This window comes from Serratia nevei (genome assembly GCF_024160145.1).
In the GTDB taxonomy this organism is placed as follows: domain Bacteria; phylum Pseudomonadota; class Gammaproteobacteria; order Enterobacterales; family Enterobacteriaceae; genus Serratia; species Serratia nevei_A.
Map to the genome: position 1 here is coordinate 14,539 of NZ_JAMYWQ010000018.1, position 17,803 is coordinate 32,341.

General features: G+C 60.9%; 19 protein-coding genes. 14 read left to right on the top strand and 5 right to left on the bottom strand.

Annotated elements, in window-relative coordinates:
- A complete protein-coding gene (locus M6G53_RS13845; RefSeq protein ID WP_049198584.1) occupies window positions 1-726 on the bottom strand; it encodes a gluconate 2-dehydrogenase subunit 3 family protein in 726 nt (241 codons plus the stop codon).
- A gap of 309 nt (window positions 727-1,035) precedes the next feature.
- The gene (locus M6G53_RS13850) at window positions 1,036-1,701 is read right to left on the bottom strand and encodes a transglycosylase SLT domain-containing protein (RefSeq protein WP_049295470.1); all 666 of its coding nucleotides are present in this window, start codon (window positions 1,699-1,701) and stop codon (window positions 1,036-1,038) included.
- A 109-nt stretch (window positions 1,702-1,810) separates the two neighbouring features.
- Here M6G53_RS13850 and ghoS point away from each other — a divergent pair, with 109 nt between their 5' ends.
- From ghoS to M6G53_RS13880, 6 genes are all read left to right on the top strand, one after another.
- Window positions 1,811-2,110 (top strand): type V toxin-antitoxin system endoribonuclease antitoxin GhoS, encoded by a 300-nt coding sequence (gene ghoS, locus M6G53_RS13855; RefSeq protein ID WP_253332227.1) that lies wholly within the window; start codon window positions 1,811-1,813, stop codon window positions 2,108-2,110.
- A 132-nt stretch (window positions 2,111-2,242) separates the two neighbouring features.
- Window positions 2,243-3,187, top strand: a complete 945-nt coding sequence (locus M6G53_RS13860) for a metal ABC transporter substrate-binding protein (RefSeq protein ID WP_253332229.1) — start codon at window positions 2,243-2,245, stop codon at window positions 3,185-3,187.
- Window positions 3,184-4,074: a manganese/iron ABC transporter ATP-binding protein gene (locus M6G53_RS13865; RefSeq protein WP_253332231.1), complete on the top strand. Its 891-nt coding sequence runs from the start codon at window positions 3,184-3,186 to the stop codon at window positions 4,072-4,074. The genes M6G53_RS13860 and M6G53_RS13865 overlap by 4 nt, the downstream gene beginning before the upstream one ends.
- A complete protein-coding gene (gene yfeC, locus M6G53_RS13870) occupies window positions 4,074-4,934 on the top strand; it encodes an iron/manganese ABC transporter permease subunit YfeC (RefSeq protein WP_253332233.1) in 861 nt (286 codons plus the stop codon). The genes M6G53_RS13865 and yfeC overlap by 1 nt, the downstream gene beginning before the upstream one ends.
- A complete protein-coding gene (locus tag M6G53_RS13875; protein ID WP_253332234.1) occupies window positions 4,934-5,788 on the top strand; it encodes a metal ABC transporter permease in 855 nt (284 codons plus the stop codon). The genes yfeC and M6G53_RS13875 overlap by 1 nt, the downstream gene beginning before the upstream one ends.
- A gap of 241 nt (window positions 5,789-6,029) precedes the next feature.
- Window positions 6,030-6,899 (top strand): fructosamine kinase family protein, encoded by an 870-nt coding sequence (locus M6G53_RS13880; RefSeq protein WP_004931452.1) that lies wholly within the window; start codon window positions 6,030-6,032, stop codon window positions 6,897-6,899.
- Between the two features lie 35 nt (window positions 6,900-6,934).
- Here M6G53_RS13880 and M6G53_RS13885 read toward each other — a convergent pair whose 3' ends face one another.
- Window positions 6,935-7,495, bottom strand: coding sequence for a YniB family protein (locus tag M6G53_RS13885; protein ID WP_253332236.1), 561 nt, complete (start codon window positions 7,493-7,495; stop codon window positions 6,935-6,937).
- A 232-nt stretch (window positions 7,496-7,727) separates the two neighbouring features.
- On the opposite strand from M6G53_RS13885, the gene hxpB reads away from it, so the two are divergent.
- The 3 genes from hxpB to M6G53_RS13900 all read left to right on the top strand — a co-directional run bounded on the left by hxpB (window position 7,728) and on the right by M6G53_RS13900 (window position 10,940).
- Complete coding sequence (gene hxpB, locus M6G53_RS13890; protein ID WP_253332238.1) at window positions 7,728-8,393, top strand: hexitol phosphatase HxpB; 666 nt, start codon at window positions 7,728-7,730, stop codon at window positions 8,391-8,393.
- Between the two features lie 425 nt (window positions 8,394-8,818).
- Window positions 8,819-9,367, top strand: a complete 549-nt coding sequence (locus M6G53_RS13895; protein WP_253332241.1) for a metal-dependent hydrolase — start codon at window positions 8,819-8,821, stop codon at window positions 9,365-9,367.
- A 181-nt stretch (window positions 9,368-9,548) separates the two neighbouring features.
- Entirely contained in the window at window positions 9,549-10,940 is a 1,392-nt protein-coding gene (locus M6G53_RS13900) for an L-cystine transporter (RefSeq protein WP_253332242.1), read from the top strand.
- Between the two features lie 63 nt (window positions 10,941-11,003).
- On the opposite strand, the gene phnX is transcribed toward M6G53_RS13900, so the two are convergent.
- Both phnX and phnW read right to left on the bottom strand, forming a co-directional pair.
- The gene (gene phnX, locus M6G53_RS13905; RefSeq protein ID WP_253332244.1) at window positions 11,004-11,813 is read right to left on the bottom strand and encodes a phosphonoacetaldehyde hydrolase; all 810 of its coding nucleotides are present in this window, start codon (window positions 11,811-11,813) and stop codon (window positions 11,004-11,006) included.
- 9 nt (window positions 11,814-11,822) lie between these two features.
- The gene (gene phnW, locus M6G53_RS13910) at window positions 11,823-12,926 is read right to left on the bottom strand and encodes a 2-aminoethylphosphonate--pyruvate transaminase (RefSeq protein ID WP_253332246.1); all 1,104 of its coding nucleotides are present in this window, start codon (window positions 12,924-12,926) and stop codon (window positions 11,823-11,825) included.
- 155 nt (window positions 12,927-13,081) lie between these two features.
- Here phnW and phnR point away from each other — a divergent pair, with 155 nt between their 5' ends.
- The 5 genes from phnR (at window position 13,082) to M6G53_RS13935 (ending at window position 17,790) form a co-directional block, all read left to right on the top strand.
- On the top strand, window positions 13,082-13,801 hold the full coding sequence (phnR, locus tag M6G53_RS13915) for a phosphonate utilization transcriptional regulator PhnR (RefSeq protein ID WP_049198574.1): 720 nt from the start codon (window positions 13,082-13,084) through the stop codon (window positions 13,799-13,801).
- A gap of 174 nt (window positions 13,802-13,975) precedes the next feature.
- Entirely contained in the window at window positions 13,976-14,986 is a 1,011-nt protein-coding gene (locus M6G53_RS13920; protein WP_253332248.1) for a 2-aminoethylphosphonate ABC transporter substrate-binding protein, read from the top strand.
- Window positions 14,987-14,994: 8 nt separating this feature from the next.
- Window positions 14,995-16,119: a 2-aminoethylphosphonate ABC transport system ATP-binding subunit PhnT gene (gene phnT, locus M6G53_RS13925; RefSeq protein WP_253332349.1), complete on the top strand. Its 1,125-nt coding sequence runs from the start codon at window positions 14,995-14,997 to the stop codon at window positions 16,117-16,119.
- A 1-nt stretch (window position 16,120) separates the two neighbouring features.
- On the top strand, window positions 16,121-16,984 hold the full coding sequence (phnU, locus tag M6G53_RS13930; RefSeq protein ID WP_253332250.1) for a 2-aminoethylphosphonate ABC transporter permease subunit: 864 nt from the start codon (window positions 16,121-16,123) through the stop codon (window positions 16,982-16,984).
- A gap of 2 nt (window positions 16,985-16,986) precedes the next feature.
- Window positions 16,987-17,790, top strand: a complete 804-nt coding sequence (locus tag M6G53_RS13935) for an ABC transporter permease (protein WP_253332252.1) — start codon at window positions 16,987-16,989, stop codon at window positions 17,788-17,790.
- Window positions 17,791-17,803 lie beyond the last annotated feature (13 nt).

The window sequence follows — 17,803 nt, forward strand, 5'->3', positions numbered from 1 at the left end:
TTAGCCCCTCTCCCCACGAATCGAGACCGGTGGGAAGGGATAACGCTCCCCTCGCTCAACCCAGTCCATAAAATCGGCGCGCGCGCCCGGAAAATTAATCAGCTTCCAGCCGACCATGTCTTTGTTGCCGCCATGGATAGGATCGCTGAAGAAACCTTCGCGGGTGTTTTGCAACAGATAGGAGAAGAACAGTTTCGACGGCAGCTGCTGGAACTCCGCCTCGCCGGACTCAAACTTTTGCAGCATGGCGTCTTGCTGCGCACCATCCAGTTCGGCGAAAGGCTTGCCGGCGGTTTTCTTGCTGTAGGCGTCGGCGTCACTGATGCCGAGGTTGTAGATTTGCTTGGGCACCAAGGGCAACTGATAGCCCATCTCCTTCGGCACGTCGGGGTTGAACGGCCCCTGCATGTACCAGATGGAACCGGTAGCGTACGGGGTATTCATCTGGCGATCGATAAACTCCGGCACGCCGGCTTCCAGTGCGCCGGGGCCGCGCTCGTCGGCCGGGATCAGGCGCGCAACGGCGGCCTTGATGAAGGCCCACTCTTCCGGGGTAAAGAAGGTCGGTTGGTAATCGTTCTGCGTTGAGGTGTTCGAGGCCGCGACCGCCGGTGTCGGTGCCGTCAGCGCGCCAACGCCGCTGCCACCAATTACCGCCGCAGGAATTAAGGTCATCGATTTCAACAAGAAATCGCGCCGCGAATTGTTGGTTTTATGGTTCGACATGTCACATTCCATCCAAAGATAGTCACAACTATTTAACCGCAACCTTGCGATCGATACGGGTTTTTAAAATAATTTGTTACTTATTTGTATGTTTATTGAAGGTCACAATGCGTGCAAAAGCAAAAATGTTACCGGTAACCTCTTGAATGAACGTAAAGATTTATCTGCTAACGTAAATTTAACTTTTTGTGCGGTTTTTCCGATAAGCAGCGAGGAAATAACGAAAAATGAGAAGTAGGTCGCGTGCTGAAACGGCGCCGGAAACAAAATCGGCCGCGTTCAGCGGCCGATTTGAAGAAGGATGGGAGGCTACGGCGACATCGCCTGATAAGCGGTGGTCACCTTCCACAAATAGCGCGGCGCCTGCGGTGCCGGGTGCTTTTTCTGGATGTGCTGATAAAACTCATCCGGGCTCATCTGATTGATGCGATTGACCGCCACGCGCTTGTCCGAGGAGAAGGTGCGCAACATGGCGCCCGCCCCGTTCACGTACGAAACGATGGTGGCATAACGCAAAGTCTGTGGGTTGTTGATCCCGGCTAGCTGCTGGCTTTGAAGAATATTGATATAGGCCGTTCCCAGATCAATATTGACCGCCGGATCCTTCAGCTCTCGCGAGCTGGGTTGCCCGCTTCGTCCTTTCATGCGATAGGCGTCGCGGCCGGCGGTAGAAGCCTTAAGCTGCATCAATCCCACTGCGTTCGAGGTGCTGACCACGTTCGGGTTAAACCCGGACTCCACCTGAATAATCGCTTTAATCAGCGTTTCATCGACGCCATAGTTGCTGGCGGCCTGACGAATGTAATCGTTATAAACAACCGGCGTGCCTGTGCGGTTTACCGGTGCCTGCGGAGGGGGTTTTAACCAACCGCCGCGCGTTGTGCCACTGCCTGAAATATTGCTTGCCGTTTGCGGGTCTTTGGCGCACCCCGACAAAAGTAAAATTGCCGTAAGGCAACCTATTTTTGTTTTCACAGAATCCCTCACTCCTTTCAATGAGTTGCGTAGCATATACAACTTGTAAGGACACCTGCAGTAATTTTTTGGACTAATCTCAAGCTATCCATATACCAAGAGGTGATTTATGAGTCAATCTGCAACAAGCTGCTTTGTGGTGACTTTTCGCTATCGGGAAGAGGGATTGACCGACCTGGCGAAGCTGACCGGGCAATTGACGCGGGAGGGTTTTGTCACGTCGGTGACAGACGAGAATGGCGTTCACCACGAACTCGGCAGCAACAGTTTTGCGTTTATAACCGTTCTGGATCAAGAGGATGTACAGCGGCTGGCGCAGGGGTTCGGGCAACTGGCCTTGGGAAAACAGCCGGAGGTGGCGATATGCAGCTGTAAGGACTACCTTCAGCGGTTACATACTGATACATAAAATGCTATAACTCTCCGAACGGTATTATTTTTTTCAGTTGGAGAGATACCCCGCCGGCGATGGGCAGGTGACGCTTGACTTTGCTTCAATTGATATTGATAATCATTTTCATTTGAGCCAGGAGACGTCATCATGTCATTGATAAATTGCGTTTTTCATCGCAGTCGCCTTCCCCGCGCTGCCGCATTGCTACGCCCCTTCACCCTCTTTTGTTTGCTGCTCGGCACCGCCTTGGCCAGCCCACACGCGCTGGCGGAAAAGAAGCTGCGCGTGGTGACCACCTTTACCATCATTCAGGACATCGCCCAGAACGTGGCGGGTGACGCCGCCGTGGTGGAATCCATCACCAAACCGGGCGCCGAGATCCACGACTACCAGCCCACCCCGCGCGATATCGTCAAGGCGCAGCACGCCGACCTGATCCTGTGGAACGGTATGAATCTGGAACGCTGGTTCCAGCGTTTCTTCGAGAACATCAAGCAGGTGCCGGCGGCGGTTGTGACCGAAGGCATCACCCCACTGCCGATCCGCGAAGGGCCGTACAACGGCAACCCGAACCCGCATGCCTGGATGTCGCCAAGCAACGCGCTGGTCTACATCGAGAACATCCGCAAGGCGCTGGTGGAACACGATCCGGCCAACGCAGAAACCTACAACCGCAACGCCAAGGCCTACGCAGAGAAGATCGGCGCGCTGGACGCCCCGCTGCGCGAACGCCTGGCGCGTATCCCGGCCGCACAACGTTGGCTGGTGACCAGCGAAGGCGCCTTCAGCTACCTGGCGCAGGACTACCAGCTGAAAGAAGTTTATCTGTGGCCGATCAACGCCGATGAGCAAGGCTCGCCGCAGCAGGTGCGCCGGGTAATCGACGCGGTGCGCGCCCACCACATTCCGGTGGTGTTCAGCGAGAGCACCATTTCCGATAAGCCGGCCAAGCAGGTGGCGAAAGAGACCGGCGCCAAATACGGCGGCGTGCTGTACGTGGATTCGCTGTCCACCCGCGATGGCCCGGTGCCGACCTATATCGACCTGCTCAACACCACCGTGCAAACCATCGCCAAAGGATTCGATCAATGACCCATGAACCCTTTGTCCGCCCTGAATTGAACGTGGACGATGTCACCGTAACCTACAACAACGGGCACACCGCCATTCACAACGCCAGCTTTACCCTGAGCGGCGGTTCGATCTGCGCGCTGGTCGGCGTCAACGGCAGCGGCAAATCGACGCTGTTCAAAAGCATCATGGGCCTGGTCAGGCCCACTGCCGGCCAGGTGTCGCTGAGCGACAAACCGGTGGCGGACGCGCTGAAAAAGAACCTGATCGCCTACGTGCCGCAGACCGAAGACGTCGACTGGAACTTCCCGGTGCTGGTGGAAGACGTGGTGATGATGGGCCGTTACGGCAAGATGAACTTCCTGCGCATTCCCTCGCGCGAGGATCGGCTGCGGGTCGACAAGGCGCTGGAGCGCGTCGGCCTGAGCGATTTGCGCGGCCGCCAGATCGGCGAGCTGTCCGGCGGCCAGAAGAAGCGCGTGTTTCTGGCGCGCGCCCTGGCGCAACAGGGCACGGTGCTGCTGCTGGACGAACCCTTCACCGGCGTGGACGTAAAAACCGAGAACGCCATTATCGAGCTGCTGCGCGCGCTGCGCGACGAGGGGCACCTGATCCTGGTCTCCACGCATAACCTCGGCAGCGTGCCGGAGTTCTGCGATCGGGTGATCCTCATCAACCGCACGGTATTGGCTGCCGGCCCGACCGAAACCACCTTCACCCAAAGCAATCTGGAGCTGGCGTTCGGCGGCGTGCTGCGCCATATCAACCTCTCCGGCCCGGACCTGCACGACGACAACGATCCGCGCACCGTCACGGTGTTGACCGACGATGAACGCCCTGCGGTGTTCTACGGCCACACCAAGAGCGATCCGCCGACCAACAGCCAGAGCAGGGAGAAACAATCCTGATGCTGGAGCTTCTGCTGCAACCTTTCAGTTACAACTACATGGTGAAGGCCATCTGGGTCAGCGCCATCGTCGGCGCCGCCTGCGCGTTCCTCTCCGCCTACCTGATGTTGAAAGGGTGGTCGCTGATGGGCGATGCGCTGTCGCACTCGGTGGTGCCCGGCGTAGCCGGCGCCTATGCCCTCGGCCTGCCCTACGCCGCCGGCGCCTTCTTCACCGGCATGCTGGCGGCGCTGGCGATGACGCTGGTGCGCCACATCACCCGGCTGCGCGAAGACGCCATCATCGGCTTTATCTTCTCCACCTTCTTCGCCGTCGGCCTGCTGATCGTGTCGCTCAACCCCACCTCGGTCAACGTGCAGTCGATCATCTTCGGCAATATTCTCGGCATCGCCGACGAAGACGTACTGCAGGTGGAGATTATCATCGGCGTTTCGCTGCTGATCCTGTGCCTGGTGTGGAAAGACCTGCTGGCGGTGTTCTTCGACGAAAGCCACGCGGTGTCGATCGGCCTGTCGCCGCTAAAGCTGAAGATCCTGTTCTTCACCCTGCTCAGCGCCTGCACCGTCGCCGCGCTGCAAACCGTCGGCGCCATTCTGGTGATCGCCATGGTGATCACGCCGGGCGCCACCGCCTACCTGCTAACCGACCGCTTCAGCCGGCTGGTGATCATCGCCATCATCATCGGCGCGCTGACCAGCGGCATCGGCGCCTACCTGAGCTTCTTCCTCGACGGCGCCACCGGGGGCGTGATCGTCACCCTGCAAACGCTGGTGTTCCTGGCGGCATTCTTCTTCGCGCCGAAACACGGCCTGCTGGCGTCCCGGCGCCGCGTGGCGCATTCGCAAACCGGAGGCCGCTGATGGACACCCTGTATCAACTGCTCAGCGAACCTTTCGCCTACCCGTTCATGCAGCGGGCGATCGTCGCTGCCATCGTCACCGGCGTGGTGTGCGCCGTGCTCTCCTGCTATCTGGTGCTCAAAGGCTGGTCGCTGATGGGCGACGCCATCTCGCACGCGGTGCTGCCCGGCATCGTGGTAGCTTTCGTGGTCGGCATCCCGCTGGCGATCGGCGCGTTCCTCTCCGGCATCTTCTGCGCGGTGGCCACCGGCTACCTGAAAGAGAACAGCCGGGTGAAAGAAGACACGGTGATGGGCATCGTCTTCTCCGGCATGTTCGCCTTCGGCCTGGTGTTGTTCTCGCGCATCGACACCGACCAGCACCTGAGCCACATTCTGTTCGGCAACATGCTGGGCATTACCGACGGCGAGCTGAAGCAAACCCTGCTGATCGCCGGCATCACCCTGGCGGTGGTGCTGCTCAAGCGCAAAGACTTCATGCTGTACTGCTTCGATCCGCACCATGCGCGGGTGATTGGCCTGCCGGTCAAGCTGCTGCACTACGGGTTGCTGTGCCTGCTGGCGATGACCATCGTCGCCTCGCTGCAGGCCGTGGGGGTGATTTTGGTGATCGCCATGCTGATCGCCCCCGGCATCATCGCCTTTATGCTGTGCCGCCGCTTCGATCGCATGCTGATGGTGGCGACGGTGGTGTCGGTGTTCTCCTGCGTGCTCGGCACCCTGATCAGCTTCCACATCGACGGCGCCACCGGGCCCTGCATCGTCATCGTTCAGGCCGTGCTGTTCGTTATCGCCTTGTTGTACAGCAAGCTGCGCCCATTACAGCGTAACCCAACCGCCCTCACCGGCGGTTAATTCCCCCCTGATGCGGCGATGCTCTCTGCTCGCCGCATCGTATTCCCCCTGTTCATTGCGCCATTGTCATCAAGTTGCAACCGGTATTGCGCTTAAATTAATCAATAGGGTATATACTTTGAGCTGGCGAGGCGCTGAAAAAATCGCCGCCTTTGACGCCGGCTGTGCGCCGCGTCGTGTTTTCACCACGGGAAAGACGCTAACCTAATGAATTATCAGGCAGCACAGAGGGGGAAATACCATGTGGCAAGCCGTTAGCCGTCTGTTAAGTGAACATCTTGGCAGCGCAGAGATACGCGAAAGGATTGAACTGCCCGGGGGCGACATTCACCCGGCGTGGCGCGTGAGTTACGGTGACAACGAGGTGTTCGTGAAATGCGACGCCCGTGAGCAACTGCCGATATTCACCGCCGAGGCCGATCAGCTGGCGTTGCTGGCGCGCAGCAAAAGCGTGCGGGTGCCGGAAGTGTACGGCGTCGGCAGCGATCGCGATTACAGCTTCCTGCTGCTGGAGTATCAGCAGCTGAAACCCCTCGACGCCCACGGCGCCTACTGTCTGGGCCAGCAGCTGGCGCACCTGCACCAGTGGAGTGAGCAACCGCAGTTCGGCCTCGACTTCGACAGCGATCTGACCACCACCCCGCAGCCCAACGCCTGGCAGCGCCGCTGGTCGGAATTCTTCGCCGAGCAGCGCATCGGCTGGCAGCTGCAGCTGGCGGCGGAGAAAGGCATGACCTTCGGTGACATCGACGACATTGTCGATCGGGTGTATCTGCGCTTGCAGCACCACCAGCCGCAGCCTTCGCTGCTGCACGGTAACCTGTGGCCGGGCAACTGCGCGATGACCGCCCACGGCCCGATCCTGTTCGATCCGGCCAGCTACTGGGGCGACCGGGAGTGCGACTTGGCGATGCTCCCGCTGTATCCGGAGCTGCCGCCGCAGATCTACGACGGTTATCAGAGCGTGTGGCCGCTGGGGGCCGGCTTTATCGAGCGCCAGCCGCTGTATCAGCTGTACTACCTGCTCAACCGCAGCAACCTGTTCGGCGGCCAGCATCTGGTGGCGGCGCAACGCGCGGTGGAGGCGCTGTTGCAGCCCGAAGCGTCATAACCTTCCGGGGCGCCGCTCGGCGCCCCGTTCATGGTTCAGGCCGAGCCGGCCAACTGCCCCAACAGGCGGATCACGAACCAGGCGATTACCGCAATCACGATCGGCAGGATATACAGCGGGAAGTACTGCAGGAAGATGGTGTGGTGCGGCAGCGTGATGCGCGCCTCCAGCTGTTGCCGCGTATGCCCTTCGCTGCCCTTGGCCTGCTCCAGGATCATCTGGTCTTCCAATCCTTCGCGGATGAACTTGACCTGGCGCGACATGCGCGCACCGGAAGCCTGCAGCGCCAGCCCGACGAAGATCAGCATATAGATGATGATGAACATCAGATTGGCGCCGCTGAACAGGCTTTTATCCACGTCAGGCACCGGCGAGTTGTACCAGAAAAGGTTCAGGAACGGCGTATTGAAACGCACCATGTCCACCATCACGTGGACAAAATCCAGCATCACCGCGTTGATGCCCTTGGTTTTTTCACTGTGCTGATAGATAAAGCCCAGCACGGAAATCAGCGTCGACAGCAACGCCGGGATAAAAACCACCCATCCGAGAATGCGTTTCAAAATGGCGATACGCCCGGCCTGTTGATACGTCATGTGTTCCCCTTGTTAGCGACGTAACCGAATCGGCTAAGTCTACCCGCAGTTGGCGAAACTCGCCCACCGTTTTCTTCATTCCCGCTGTGCTACAAGCTTAGCCGAATTCGCCGAAATCAACAGTTTACCCGCGGTTCATGCCGCCTTAACGGCAGCGCCCCGTTTTGAAGCGGCCCGCCGGCAATGCTACAGTAGCGGGACATTCACCCGCGCCGGCAGGAGTTAACCGTTAATGGCTTATTCGCAACGCATTGAAACCGCAATTTTTGATATGGACGGCTTGTTGATCGATTCGGAACCGCTGTGGCTGCAGGCCGAGCTGGATATCTTCGGCGCGTTGGGTCTGGACCTGTCCGATCGCCACAAATTGCCGGACACCCTGGGGCTGCGCATCGACCTGGTGGTGAAGATGTGGTACCAGGCGATGCCGTGGCAAGGGGTTTCGCTCGATGAGGTGTCAGCACGGATTATCGAACGCGCCATCGAGCTGGTGCACGAGACGCGCCCGCTGCTGCCGGGCGTCCGGCAGGCGCTGGAACTGTGCCGCGAGCAGGGGCTGAACATCGGTCTCGCCTCCGCCTCGCCGCTGCACATGCAACAGCAGGTGCTGAAAATGTTCGATCTTGAAGGTTACTTCGATCAGCTGGTTTCCGCCGAATACCTGCCGTACAGCAAACCGCACCCGGAGGTCTACCTGATCGCCGCCGAACGTCTGGGCAGCGATCCGCTGCGCTGCATCACGCTGGAAGACTCCTTTAACGGCATGATCGCCACCAAGGCCGCGCGCATGCGCTCCATCGTGATCCCGGCCGCCGAATACCGCCACGATCCGCGCTGGGCGCTGGCGGACCACCAGTTGGATACCCTGGAACAGCTCACCCCCGCCCACTTTGCCTGACCTGCGGCGCCGGCCACCGGCGCCCTCACTTTGCGGTTCTGCGCCATAAAAGGGATCCGTGCCGCAAAACAAACGAAACAGCGTTTCATTATTATTGAATCAGCATGCTGTTGTTATTATGCTGGGCGGCAGGGAAAGCGACGGTCCGCGGAACGTTGTCACTGCCACGCAGCGCTCTTCGCGGCCGCCGCTTCCTCCCGCCGCCGCACACTGAAAACCGCCCTTGTTTCCCTGCGTTCCGCACCGCCCATTGCCCGCTTTTTGTTCACGCCCGTCAAAAGCGATGATTTGTTACGCATTACCGTAACAAGCCGTTGTAAAACCGGGAAAAATAAACAATTGGTTACAGGGTAACTGCTTCCACTACTGGGAATTTTCCCATATACTGGATAAATTAACAGTTTACCAGCCGGAATCGCAACAGCATGACCGCGGAAGGACACCTTATATTCTCTGTCGCTTGCGCGATCTTCGCCAAGAAGGCGGAAGTCACGCCAGAGCTGGCTACCGGCGACTGGTGGCACATCATACCCGCCGCGCTGCTGACTTCGCTGCTGCCGGACATCGATCACCCCAAATCGGTACTGGGCCAGCGTCTGCGCTGGCTCGCCATTCCCATCGCCCGCGCCTTCGGCCACCGCGGCTTCACCCACAGCCTGCTGGCGATCGCCGGCGGCATGGCGCTGTTCCAGCTGGACGTGCCGCGCAGCTGGCCGATCCCGGCCGACGCGCTGCACGCCATGATCATCGGCTACTTCAGTCATCTGCTGGCCGATATGCTCACTCCCGCCGGCGTTCCGCTGCTGTGGCCGTGCCGCTGGCGTTTTCGCCTGCCGCTGCTCAACTCGCAAAAAGGCAATCAGCTCGAGCGCGTGCTGTGTCTGTGCCTGGTGGCGTTTGCCCTCTGTTGGCAAGGTGATTTCACCCTGCCGGTGCAATCCTATGTCGAGCAAATCAGAAATATCAAACTCTGATCACAAAAATCCGCTCAACCCATCACCTTTATGTATATAAAAAGAACAAAAACACACAAAAAGCTATATCAAATTCCATTTGGATATAAGTAGGCCACTCGGCAAACTGTTACGATATTTACATCGCGACATACGTGATGCGTAGTCGTTTTTATAAGAAAGATTATTGGAGACATTGGGGATGAATCTTCCGCTCGTGATTAACGTGCTGGTGTTTGTCGCGCTCCTGTTGCTGTTGGCGCAAACCCGCCACAAGCAATGGAGCCTGGCAAAAAAAGTGCTGGTCGGCCTGGTGGTCGGCGTGGTGTTCGGCCTGGGCCTGCAGCTGGTGTACGGCGCCGACAACCCGGTACTGAAAGAATCCATCAGCTGGTTCAACATCGTCGGCAACGGCTATGTGCAGCTGCTGCAAATGATCGTCATGCCGCTGGTGTTCGCCTCGATCCTGAGCGCGGTGGCCAAGCTGCACAACGCCTCTTCTCTGGGCAAAATCAGCGTTCTGACTATCGGCACGCTGCTGTTCACCACGCTGATCTCGGCGCTGGTGGGCGTGCTGGTCACCAACCTGTTCGGCCTGACCGCCGAAGGCCTGGTGCAGGGCGCGCAGGAAAGCGCGCGCCTGACGGCGATCCAGACCAACTACGTGGGTAAACTGGCCGACCTGACCGTGCCGCAGATGGTGCTGTCGTTCATCCCGAAAAACCCGTTCGCCGATCTGACCGGGGCCAGCCCGACGTCAATCATCAGCGTGGTGATTTTCGCCACCTTCCTCGGCGTGGCGTCGCTGCAGCTGCTGAAAGACGACAAGCCGAAAGGCGAGCGCGTACTGGTGGCTATCGACACCCTGCAGGCCTGGGTGATGAAGCTGGTGCGTCTGGTCATGAAGCTGACGCCGTACGGCGTGCTGGCGCTGATGACCAAAGTGGTCGCCGGTTCCAACATTCACGACATCGTCAAGCTCGGCAGCTTCGTGGTGGCCTCGTACATCGGCCTGGCCATCATGTTCGTGGTACACGCTGTGCTGCTGGCCTTCACCGGCGTTAACCCGATGAAGTTCTTCCGCAAGGTGTGGCCGGTGATCACCTTCGCCTTCACCAGCCGCTCCAGCGCCGCCAGCATTCCATTGAACGTGGAAGCGCAGACCCGCCGCCTGGGCGTGCCGGAATCCATCGCCAGCTTCTCGGCGTCGTTCGGTGCCACCATCGGCCAGAACGGCTGTGCGGGCCTCTACCCGGCAATGCTGGCGGTAATGGTTGCGCCGACCGTCGGCATCAACCCGCTGGATCCGGTGTGGATCGCCACCCTGGTCGGCATCGTCACTCTCAGTTCCGCCGGCGTGGCGGGCGTGGGCGGCGGCGCCACCTTCGCCGCGCTGATCGTCCTGCCGGCGATGGGCCTGCCGGTGACGCTGGTCGCGCTGCTGATCTCGGTCGAACCGCTGATCGACATGGGCCGTACCGCGCTGAACGTCAACGGATCCATGGCGGCGGGCACCATCACCAGCCAGCTGATGAAGCAAACCGACAAAACCGTGATGGACAGCGAAGACGAAGTCGAATTGGCTCACCGTTAACGCCGTATCAAAACGAAAAAACCGGGGATTATCCCCGGTTTTTTTATGTCCCGCGCTCGGTCATTACGGCCGCCCGCCGTTCGCCAGCCGCCGGTTGATGTCGGCGATCACGCCCGGCAAGTGCGCCAGCGTGTCTATCACATAGTGCGCGCCTGCGGCATACAGCTTATCGGCCGCCGCCGTACGGCGTTGCTCTATCTCACCTTCCGCCATTTGGCGGTACTCCGGCCAGGTCGCGCCAAACTCGTTGCCGGACAGCGCCAATCCGACGCTCCACATCCCGGCGTTCAGCCCTTCATGAATGCCCGGCACCGCGTCGTCCACCTTCACGCAGTGCGCCACCGCATCGATGCCCAGCGCGATCGCGTTCTGCAACGCCATCCACGGCCCCGGCCGGCCACCGGCTGCGAGATCGTCAGTGGCGACCCAGTAATCCGGCGCGTAGCCGCGCTGCGCGGCGGCAGGCACCAGCACCTCCATCACCGCACGCGGATAACCGGAGCAGGAGCCGATTTTAATGCCCTGTTCGCGCAGCCCGGCAATCACCTGCGGCACACCCTCGATGGGATCGGCGAAGTCGATCACTTTGGCGATTTGCAGCGGCATAAACGCCTGATACAGCGCGTCGATGTCCTGATGGCTCATCGAACGGCCCAGCTTCTGCCGCCAGCGCGCGTCGACCGCCGGTAGTTTGCCCAGCGCCTCGATGTGCTGCCATTTGCCCAGCCCCATCGGAATGCGCGCTTCCGCCAGGCTGATGTCGATATCGAAGGTTTGCTTGAACGCCTCGACAAAAATCTGCGTTGGCGCAAAGGAGCCAAAGTCCACCGTGGTGCCAGCCCAGTCGAGGATCACTGCGTTGATCTGTTTCATGGTCAATCCTTATTGATTCCAGTACATCGCCTGCCCGACGGCCGCCAGCAAACGTTCGATATCCTGCGGGTAAATTTCCCCGATGTTGCCGATGCGGAAGCAGTCGCTCTGCGACACTTTGCCGGGATAGATCACAAACCCTTGCTGCTTCAGGCGCTGATAAAACTCGGCGAAGCGGTAAGTGTCGGCCTTTGGCGAATAGAACGCGGTGATGATCGGCGAATGCAACGCCTCATCGAGCAGAGTCTCAAAGCCCAGTTCGCGCATCCCCGCCACCAGCCGCCGCTGATTGGTCTGATAGCGGCGGTGGCGCGCGGCAATGCCGCCCTCGTGTTCCAGCTCTTTCAGCGCCTGCGCGAAGGCCAGCACGGTGTGGGTCGGCGACGTAAAGCGCCATTTGCCGGCCTGGTCTTCCATACAGCGCCACTGGGCATACAGATCCAGCGACAGCGAGCGTGAACGGCCGGCGCATTTCTCCAGCTCGCTGCGGCGGGCGATAACGAAAGCGAAGCCCGGCACGCCCTGAATGCATTTGTTGGCGGAGCTGATCAGAAAATCGATGCCCAGCGCGTCCACATCCAGCGGGATACCACCGAAGCTGCTCATGGCATCGACGATAAAGGTCTTGCCGCTGCGCGCCGCCAGGCCGGCGACCTTCTGCAGCGGGTTGAGCATGCCAGTGGTGGTTTCGCAGTGCACCATGGCGATATGGCTGATGCGCGCATCGCTTTTCAGCACCGCCTCCATCGCCGCCACGTCCGGCTCATTCACCTCGCCGCAGTCGAAAGCGTGGTGGTCGATATCCATCAGTCGCGCCATTTCGATCATCCGCGCGCCGTAGGCACCGTTGTTGACGATCAGCAGCTTGTCCTGCGGGCCGATGGCCGTGCCCAGCACGCCTTCCACCGCAAAGCTGCCGCTGCCTTGCAGCAACACCGAGGTGTAGCCGGCGGACGGCGTCGCCAGCGCCACCAACCGTTGGCGGATGCGTTGCACCACGCCAAGGTTGTAATCTTCATCCCAGGTGCAGCTGTCGAACAGCATCGCCTCTTTTACCGTTTTCGACGTGGTCAACGGGCCGGGGGTCAACAGCAGGTAGTTACGATCGGACATGTTATTCACCTATTTGGTCTATACCAGATTGCAGGCATTGTGGCGGCAAATTCCTTCCCCGGTCAAACGACAAAGCGCGGTGAAACAAAAAATTCATCTGGCTATGTATAATAAGCGCGTGCCGGAATGTCGGGCCGATGCCATAGCGAGATGAAATGAAAGAACATCAGGGCGATATGCCCCACTACCTGCAGATCAAGGATCAGCTTCAGGCGCGCATCACCCGCGGCGCACTGCAGGCGGGCGACAAGCTGCCTTCGGAGCGCGAGCTGTGCGCCATCTTCTCCACCACCCGCGTTACCATTCGCGAGAGCCTGGCGCAGCTGGAGGCCACTGGCGCCATCTACCGCGCCGATCGCCGCGGCTGGTTCGTCACGCCGGAACGGCTGTGGCTGGATCCGACGCAGAACACCAACTTCCACCGCCTCTGCCAGGAGCAGGGGCGCACGCCTCGTACCGCGTTGCTGTCCGGCGAAAAAACCACGGTGCCGCTCGACGTCATGCAACCGCTGGCGCTCGAGCCTTTCGATCAGGTGTATCTGCTGCGCCGCGTGCGCTACGCCGACGGCCGCGCCATCTGCTATTGCGAAAACCACTGCCTGCCGCAGCGGGTGCCGGAACTGCTCAGCCACGATCTCAACGGCAGCCTGACCGAGGTCTATCAACAGCATTACGCTTTGATTTACAGCAACATGCATCTGTCGTTCTATCCGACGGCCCTGCCTTACCGCGCCGCCAACGCGCTCGGCGCCATGGTCGGCCTGCCCGCCTTGTTGCTGCGCCGGTTAAATTACGATCAGCACGGCCGCATTCTCGATTTCGATATCGAATACTGGCGCCACGACAGCCTGCGCATCGAAGTCGATACGCTTTAACCCTCTGCATGACGGGGCTGTGCCTGCCGCCCCCGTTTCTCTCCCACGCCCAATCCCCGTTGCCGGCAACTATATTTTGCCGCTTTCATTTGTTTGTCATATTCGCCGATTAGCTTGGCCGCACATCTGGTGTATACCAGTTTCGCATTAACCCGCAACAGTGAGGCTGAAGCTATGAAACTTTCTCGTCTGGTCGTGATGACCGCCATCGCACTCGGCGCCGCGCCGGCCTGGGCCGCCGACGCGGTGGTGACCGTCTACTCCGCCGATGGCCTGCACGACGGCGATCACAGCTGGTATCAAACCCAGTTCGACGCCTTCACTCAGGCAACCGGCATCAAGGTGCAGTACGTCGAAGGCGGTTCCGGCGCCATCGTCGAACGGCTGTCGAAAGAGCGCAGCAACCCGCAGGCCGATGTGCTGGTAACCCTCCCGCCGTTCATCCAGCGCGCCGCCGCGGAAAAATTGCTGCAGGATTTCACCCCGCAGGATGCGGCGCAGATCGCCGACGTTCAGCCGCAGTTCGTGCCGCTGGTGAACAACTACCTGAGCTTCATCTATAACGCCAAACTGTTGCCGCAGGCGCCCGCCAGCTATCAACAGCTGCTGGACGCGCAGTTCCGCAACAAGCTGCAGTACTCCACGCCGGGCCAGGCGGGCGACGGCACCGCAGTGATGCTGCAGGCGTTTCACAGCTTCGGCGGCAAAGACGCCGGTTTCGAGTATCTCGGCAAGCTACAAAGCAACAACGTCGGCCCTTCCGCTTCCACCGGCAAGCTGACCGCGCTGGTCAATAAGGGCGAGCTGCTGGTGGCCAACGGCGATCTGCAGATGAACCTGGCGCAGATGCGCAGCAACCCGAACGTGAAGGTGTTCTGGCCGGCCGGGCCGGACGGCAAGCGCAGCACGCTGGTGCTGCCTTACTATGTCGGCCTGGTGCAAGGCGCGCCGCAAAGCGCCAACGGCAAAAAGCTGATCGACTTCCTGCTGAGCAAAGAAGCCCAGAGCAGCGTCAGCGCCATTTCCTACGGCATGCCGGTGCGTAAGGACGTCACCCCGACCGACGATAACTTCAGGCAGTCGCAGGCGGCGCTGAAAGGCGTGGAGATCTGGGCGCCGGACTGGAATCAGGTGGTGAGCAGCCTGTCCGCCGATATCTCCCGCTGGCACCAGGTGACCGAATGACGCTGACGATGCCTTCTACCCTCTCTTCCCGCGCCGAGGCGCGGGATAGCAGCCGGGACATCGCCGGGCCGTCGGGCATTCAGCTCGACCGCGTCAGCGTGTCGTATCGCGGCACCGAGGTGCTGAAACCCCTGACGCTCACCATCGCCCCCGGCGAAGTGCTGGCGCTGATCGGCCCCTCCGGCTCGGGCAAAACCACCGTGCTGCGGGCGATCGCCGGCTTCGTGCAACCCTCCGCCGGGCGTATTGCCATCGGTGATGCCGATGTCACCGACGTGCCGCCTTATGAGCGCGGCCTGGGCATGGTGGTACAGAACTACGCGCTGTTTCCGCATATGCGCGTCGAGGACAATGTGGCGTTCGGCCTGCGCGCCCAGGGCAAGCCGCGCGGCCTGATTGCCGAGCGCGTCGAAGAGGCGTTGGCCATCGTCGGCATGTCCGCCTACGCCAAGCGCTATCCCAGCCAGCTCTCCGGTGGCCAACAGCAGCGGGTGGCGATCGCCCGCGCCATCGCGGTGCGCCCCAAAGTCTTGCTGCTGGATGAACCGCTGTCGGCGCTGGACGCGCAAATTCGCCACAGCATGGTGGAAGAGATCGCCCGCCTGCACCGCGAGCTGCCGGAGCTGACCATCCTGTACGTCACCCACGACCAGGGCGAAGCGCTGACGCTGGCGGACAAGATCGGCATCATGCGCGACGGCCACCTGACCGCCCACGGCGAGACCCGCGCGCTGTACCATCATCCCACGAACCGCTTCGCCGCCGAGTTCCTCGGCCGCGCCAACCTGCTGCCGGCCACCGCGCTGGAGACCACCACCGGGCAAGGCATGACCACCGTCAGCTGCGCCGGCAAAGTGATCGGCTGCTTTACCTATGGTGCGCAACGCGGTTTCGACAAACTGCTGTGTATTCGGCCGCAGCATATTGCGCTCGATGCCGACGCCCAGCGCAGCAACTGCATCATCGGTACGCTGCGCGATATTCACTGGCAGGGGGAATTGACGCACCTGCAGTTCGACGCACAAGGCCATCCGCTGCGCGTGGTCACCACCCATCGCAGCCGGATGCCGCAGATCGGCGAGCGCGTGCCGCTCTATTTCGCCCCCGACGACGCGGTACTGATCGAGGACTGACATGACCGACTCTACGCTTATTCGCCCGGCCCGGCGGCTGCGCTTGCCGCGCCGCCTGTGGATACTGCTGCCGCTGCTGGTGCTGGCGACGCTGTTTTTCTATCCGCTGGCGCTGATCGTCAAACAGGCGTTTACCGACGATCACGGGCTGTTCAGCGCCGCCGCGCTGCAGCAGGTGTTCGAATCCCGACGCTTTGTCGGTGCCCTGCTCAACACGCTGCAGATTGCGCTGCTGGCGACGCTGGGCTGCCTGGTGCTCGGCACCCTGCTGTCGCTGCTGCTGGTGTTTACGCCGTTCCCCGGCAGCCGGCTGATCGCCAGGGTAATCGACACCTTTATCGCCATGCCGACCTTCCTGATCACGCTGGCCTTCACCTTTATCTACGGCTCCGCCGGCCTGCTGAACGGCATGCTGATGGCGGCCTTCGGTTTTACCCTGCCGCCGGTGGACTTTCTTTACTCCATTTGGGGCGTGATCCTGGCGGAAATCACGGTGTTTACGCCGCTGGTGATGCGCCCGCTGATGGCGGCGCTGTCGCAGATCGATCGCAGCCAGCTCGAGGCCGCCAGCATCCTCGGCGCCCGGCCGGGGCGCGTGGTACGCCAGGTGATTTTGCCCGCCGCGCTGCCGGCCTTGCTGGCCGGCGGCAGTCTGTGCCTGCTGTTGACCACCAATGAGTTCGGCATCGTGCTGTTTATCGGCGCCAAGGGCGTCGCCACGCTGCCGATGATGGTCTACTCCAAAGCGATTCTGGAGTCGGATTACGCCGTCGCCTGCACCATCGCCGTGGTGAATATCGCGCTGTCGCTCGGGCTGTTCTCCCTTTACCGCTATGCCGCGGCGCGCGCCGGGCTGAGGAACTGACGATGTTGATTTGGTCTCGCACCGGCCGCACCCTGACCTGCACGCTGGCGGTCACGCTGTTCGCCCTGTTCTTCTGCCTGCCGTTGGCGGTGATCCTGATGTCCAGCCTGAGCGCACAGTGGAACGGCGTGCTGCCGAGCGGCTTCACCCTCGGCCACTTCCGCCAGGCCTTCGGCGGCGCTTCCTGGGACGCGCTGGTCGCCAGCCTGGCTATCGGTTTCAGCGCCAGCCTGTTCGCGCTGCTGTGCGGCACCTGGGCGGCGTTGGCGCTGCGCCACCATCAGGGGCGCGGCCAGCGTCTGCTGAGTACGCTGTTCTTCATACCCAGCGCGGTGCCTTCGGTGTCGGTCGGTTTAGGGATGCTGGTGGCATTCAGCCAGGGGCCGCTGCAGATGAACGGTACCTTCCTGATCGTGCCCGTCGCCCACTTCGTGCTGATTTCCGCCTTCACCTTCGGCAACGTGATGGCCGGGCTGACCCGGCTGTCGAGCGACTACGAAAACGTCGCCGCCAGCCTGGGTGCTTCACCGCTGTTCCGCCTGCGCCACGTTACCCTGCCGATGATCGCTCCCTATATGATCTCCGCCTTCGCCCTCAGCCTGTCGCTGTCGATGGGGGAGCTGGGCGCGACCATGATGATCTACCCACCGAGCTGGGCAACGCTGCCGGTCACCATCTTCAGCCTGACCGATCGCGGCAGCATTGCCAACGGCGCAACGCTGACCATGCTCCTGGTGGCGACCACGCTGTTGCTGATGCTGGTGCTGGAGCGGATTGCGCAGCGGCTGACGCCGGGCATGAAATAGCAACAAGGCGCTG

Coding starts and splice junctions, on each gene's coding strand:
- M6G53_RS13935 (WP_253332252.1), top strand. CDS start 16,987: ATGTTGATTTGGTCTCGCACCGGCCGCACCCTGACCTGCACGCTGGCG.
- M6G53_RS13845 (WP_049198584.1), bottom strand. CDS start 726: ATGTCGAACCATAAAACCAACAATTCGCGGCGCGATTTCTTGTTGAAA.
- phnT (WP_253332349.1), top strand. CDS start 14,995: ATGCCTTCTACCCTCTCTTCCCGCGCCGAGGCGCGGGATAGCAGCCGG.
- M6G53_RS13860 (WP_253332229.1), top strand. CDS start 2,243: ATGTCATTGATAAATTGCGTTTTTCATCGCAGTCGCCTTCCCCGCGCT.
- yfeC (WP_253332233.1), top strand. CDS start 4,074: ATGCTGGAGCTTCTGCTGCAACCTTTCAGTTACAACTACATGGTGAAG.
- phnR (WP_049198574.1), top strand. CDS start 13,082: ATGAAAGAACATCAGGGCGATATGCCCCACTACCTGCAGATCAAGGAT.
- M6G53_RS13880 (WP_004931452.1), top strand. CDS start 6,030: ATGTGGCAAGCCGTTAGCCGTCTGTTAAGTGAACATCTTGGCAGCGCA.
- M6G53_RS13875 (WP_253332234.1), top strand. CDS start 4,934: ATGGACACCCTGTATCAACTGCTCAGCGAACCTTTCGCCTACCCGTTC.
- M6G53_RS13885 (WP_253332236.1), bottom strand. CDS start 7,495: ATGACGTATCAACAGGCCGGGCGTATCGCCATTTTGAAACGCATTCTC.
- phnU (WP_253332250.1), top strand. CDS start 16,121: ATGACCGACTCTACGCTTATTCGCCCGGCCCGGCGGCTGCGCTTGCCG.
- hxpB (WP_253332238.1), top strand. CDS start 7,728: ATGGCTTATTCGCAACGCATTGAAACCGCAATTTTTGATATGGACGGC.
- M6G53_RS13920 (WP_253332248.1), top strand. CDS start 13,976: ATGAAACTTTCTCGTCTGGTCGTGATGACCGCCATCGCACTCGGCGCC.
- M6G53_RS13865 (WP_253332231.1), top strand. CDS start 3,184: ATGACCCATGAACCCTTTGTCCGCCCTGAATTGAACGTGGACGATGTC.
- M6G53_RS13895 (WP_253332241.1), top strand. CDS start 8,819: ATGACCGCGGAAGGACACCTTATATTCTCTGTCGCTTGCGCGATCTTC.
- M6G53_RS13900 (WP_253332242.1), top strand. CDS start 9,549: ATGAATCTTCCGCTCGTGATTAACGTGCTGGTGTTTGTCGCGCTCCTG.
- phnX (WP_253332244.1), bottom strand. CDS start 11,813: ATGAAACAGATCAACGCAGTGATCCTCGACTGGGCTGGCACCACGGTG.
- ghoS (WP_253332227.1), top strand. CDS start 1,811: ATGAGTCAATCTGCAACAAGCTGCTTTGTGGTGACTTTTCGCTATCGG.
- phnW (WP_253332246.1), bottom strand. CDS start 12,926: ATGTCCGATCGTAACTACCTGCTGTTGACCCCCGGCCCGTTGACCACG.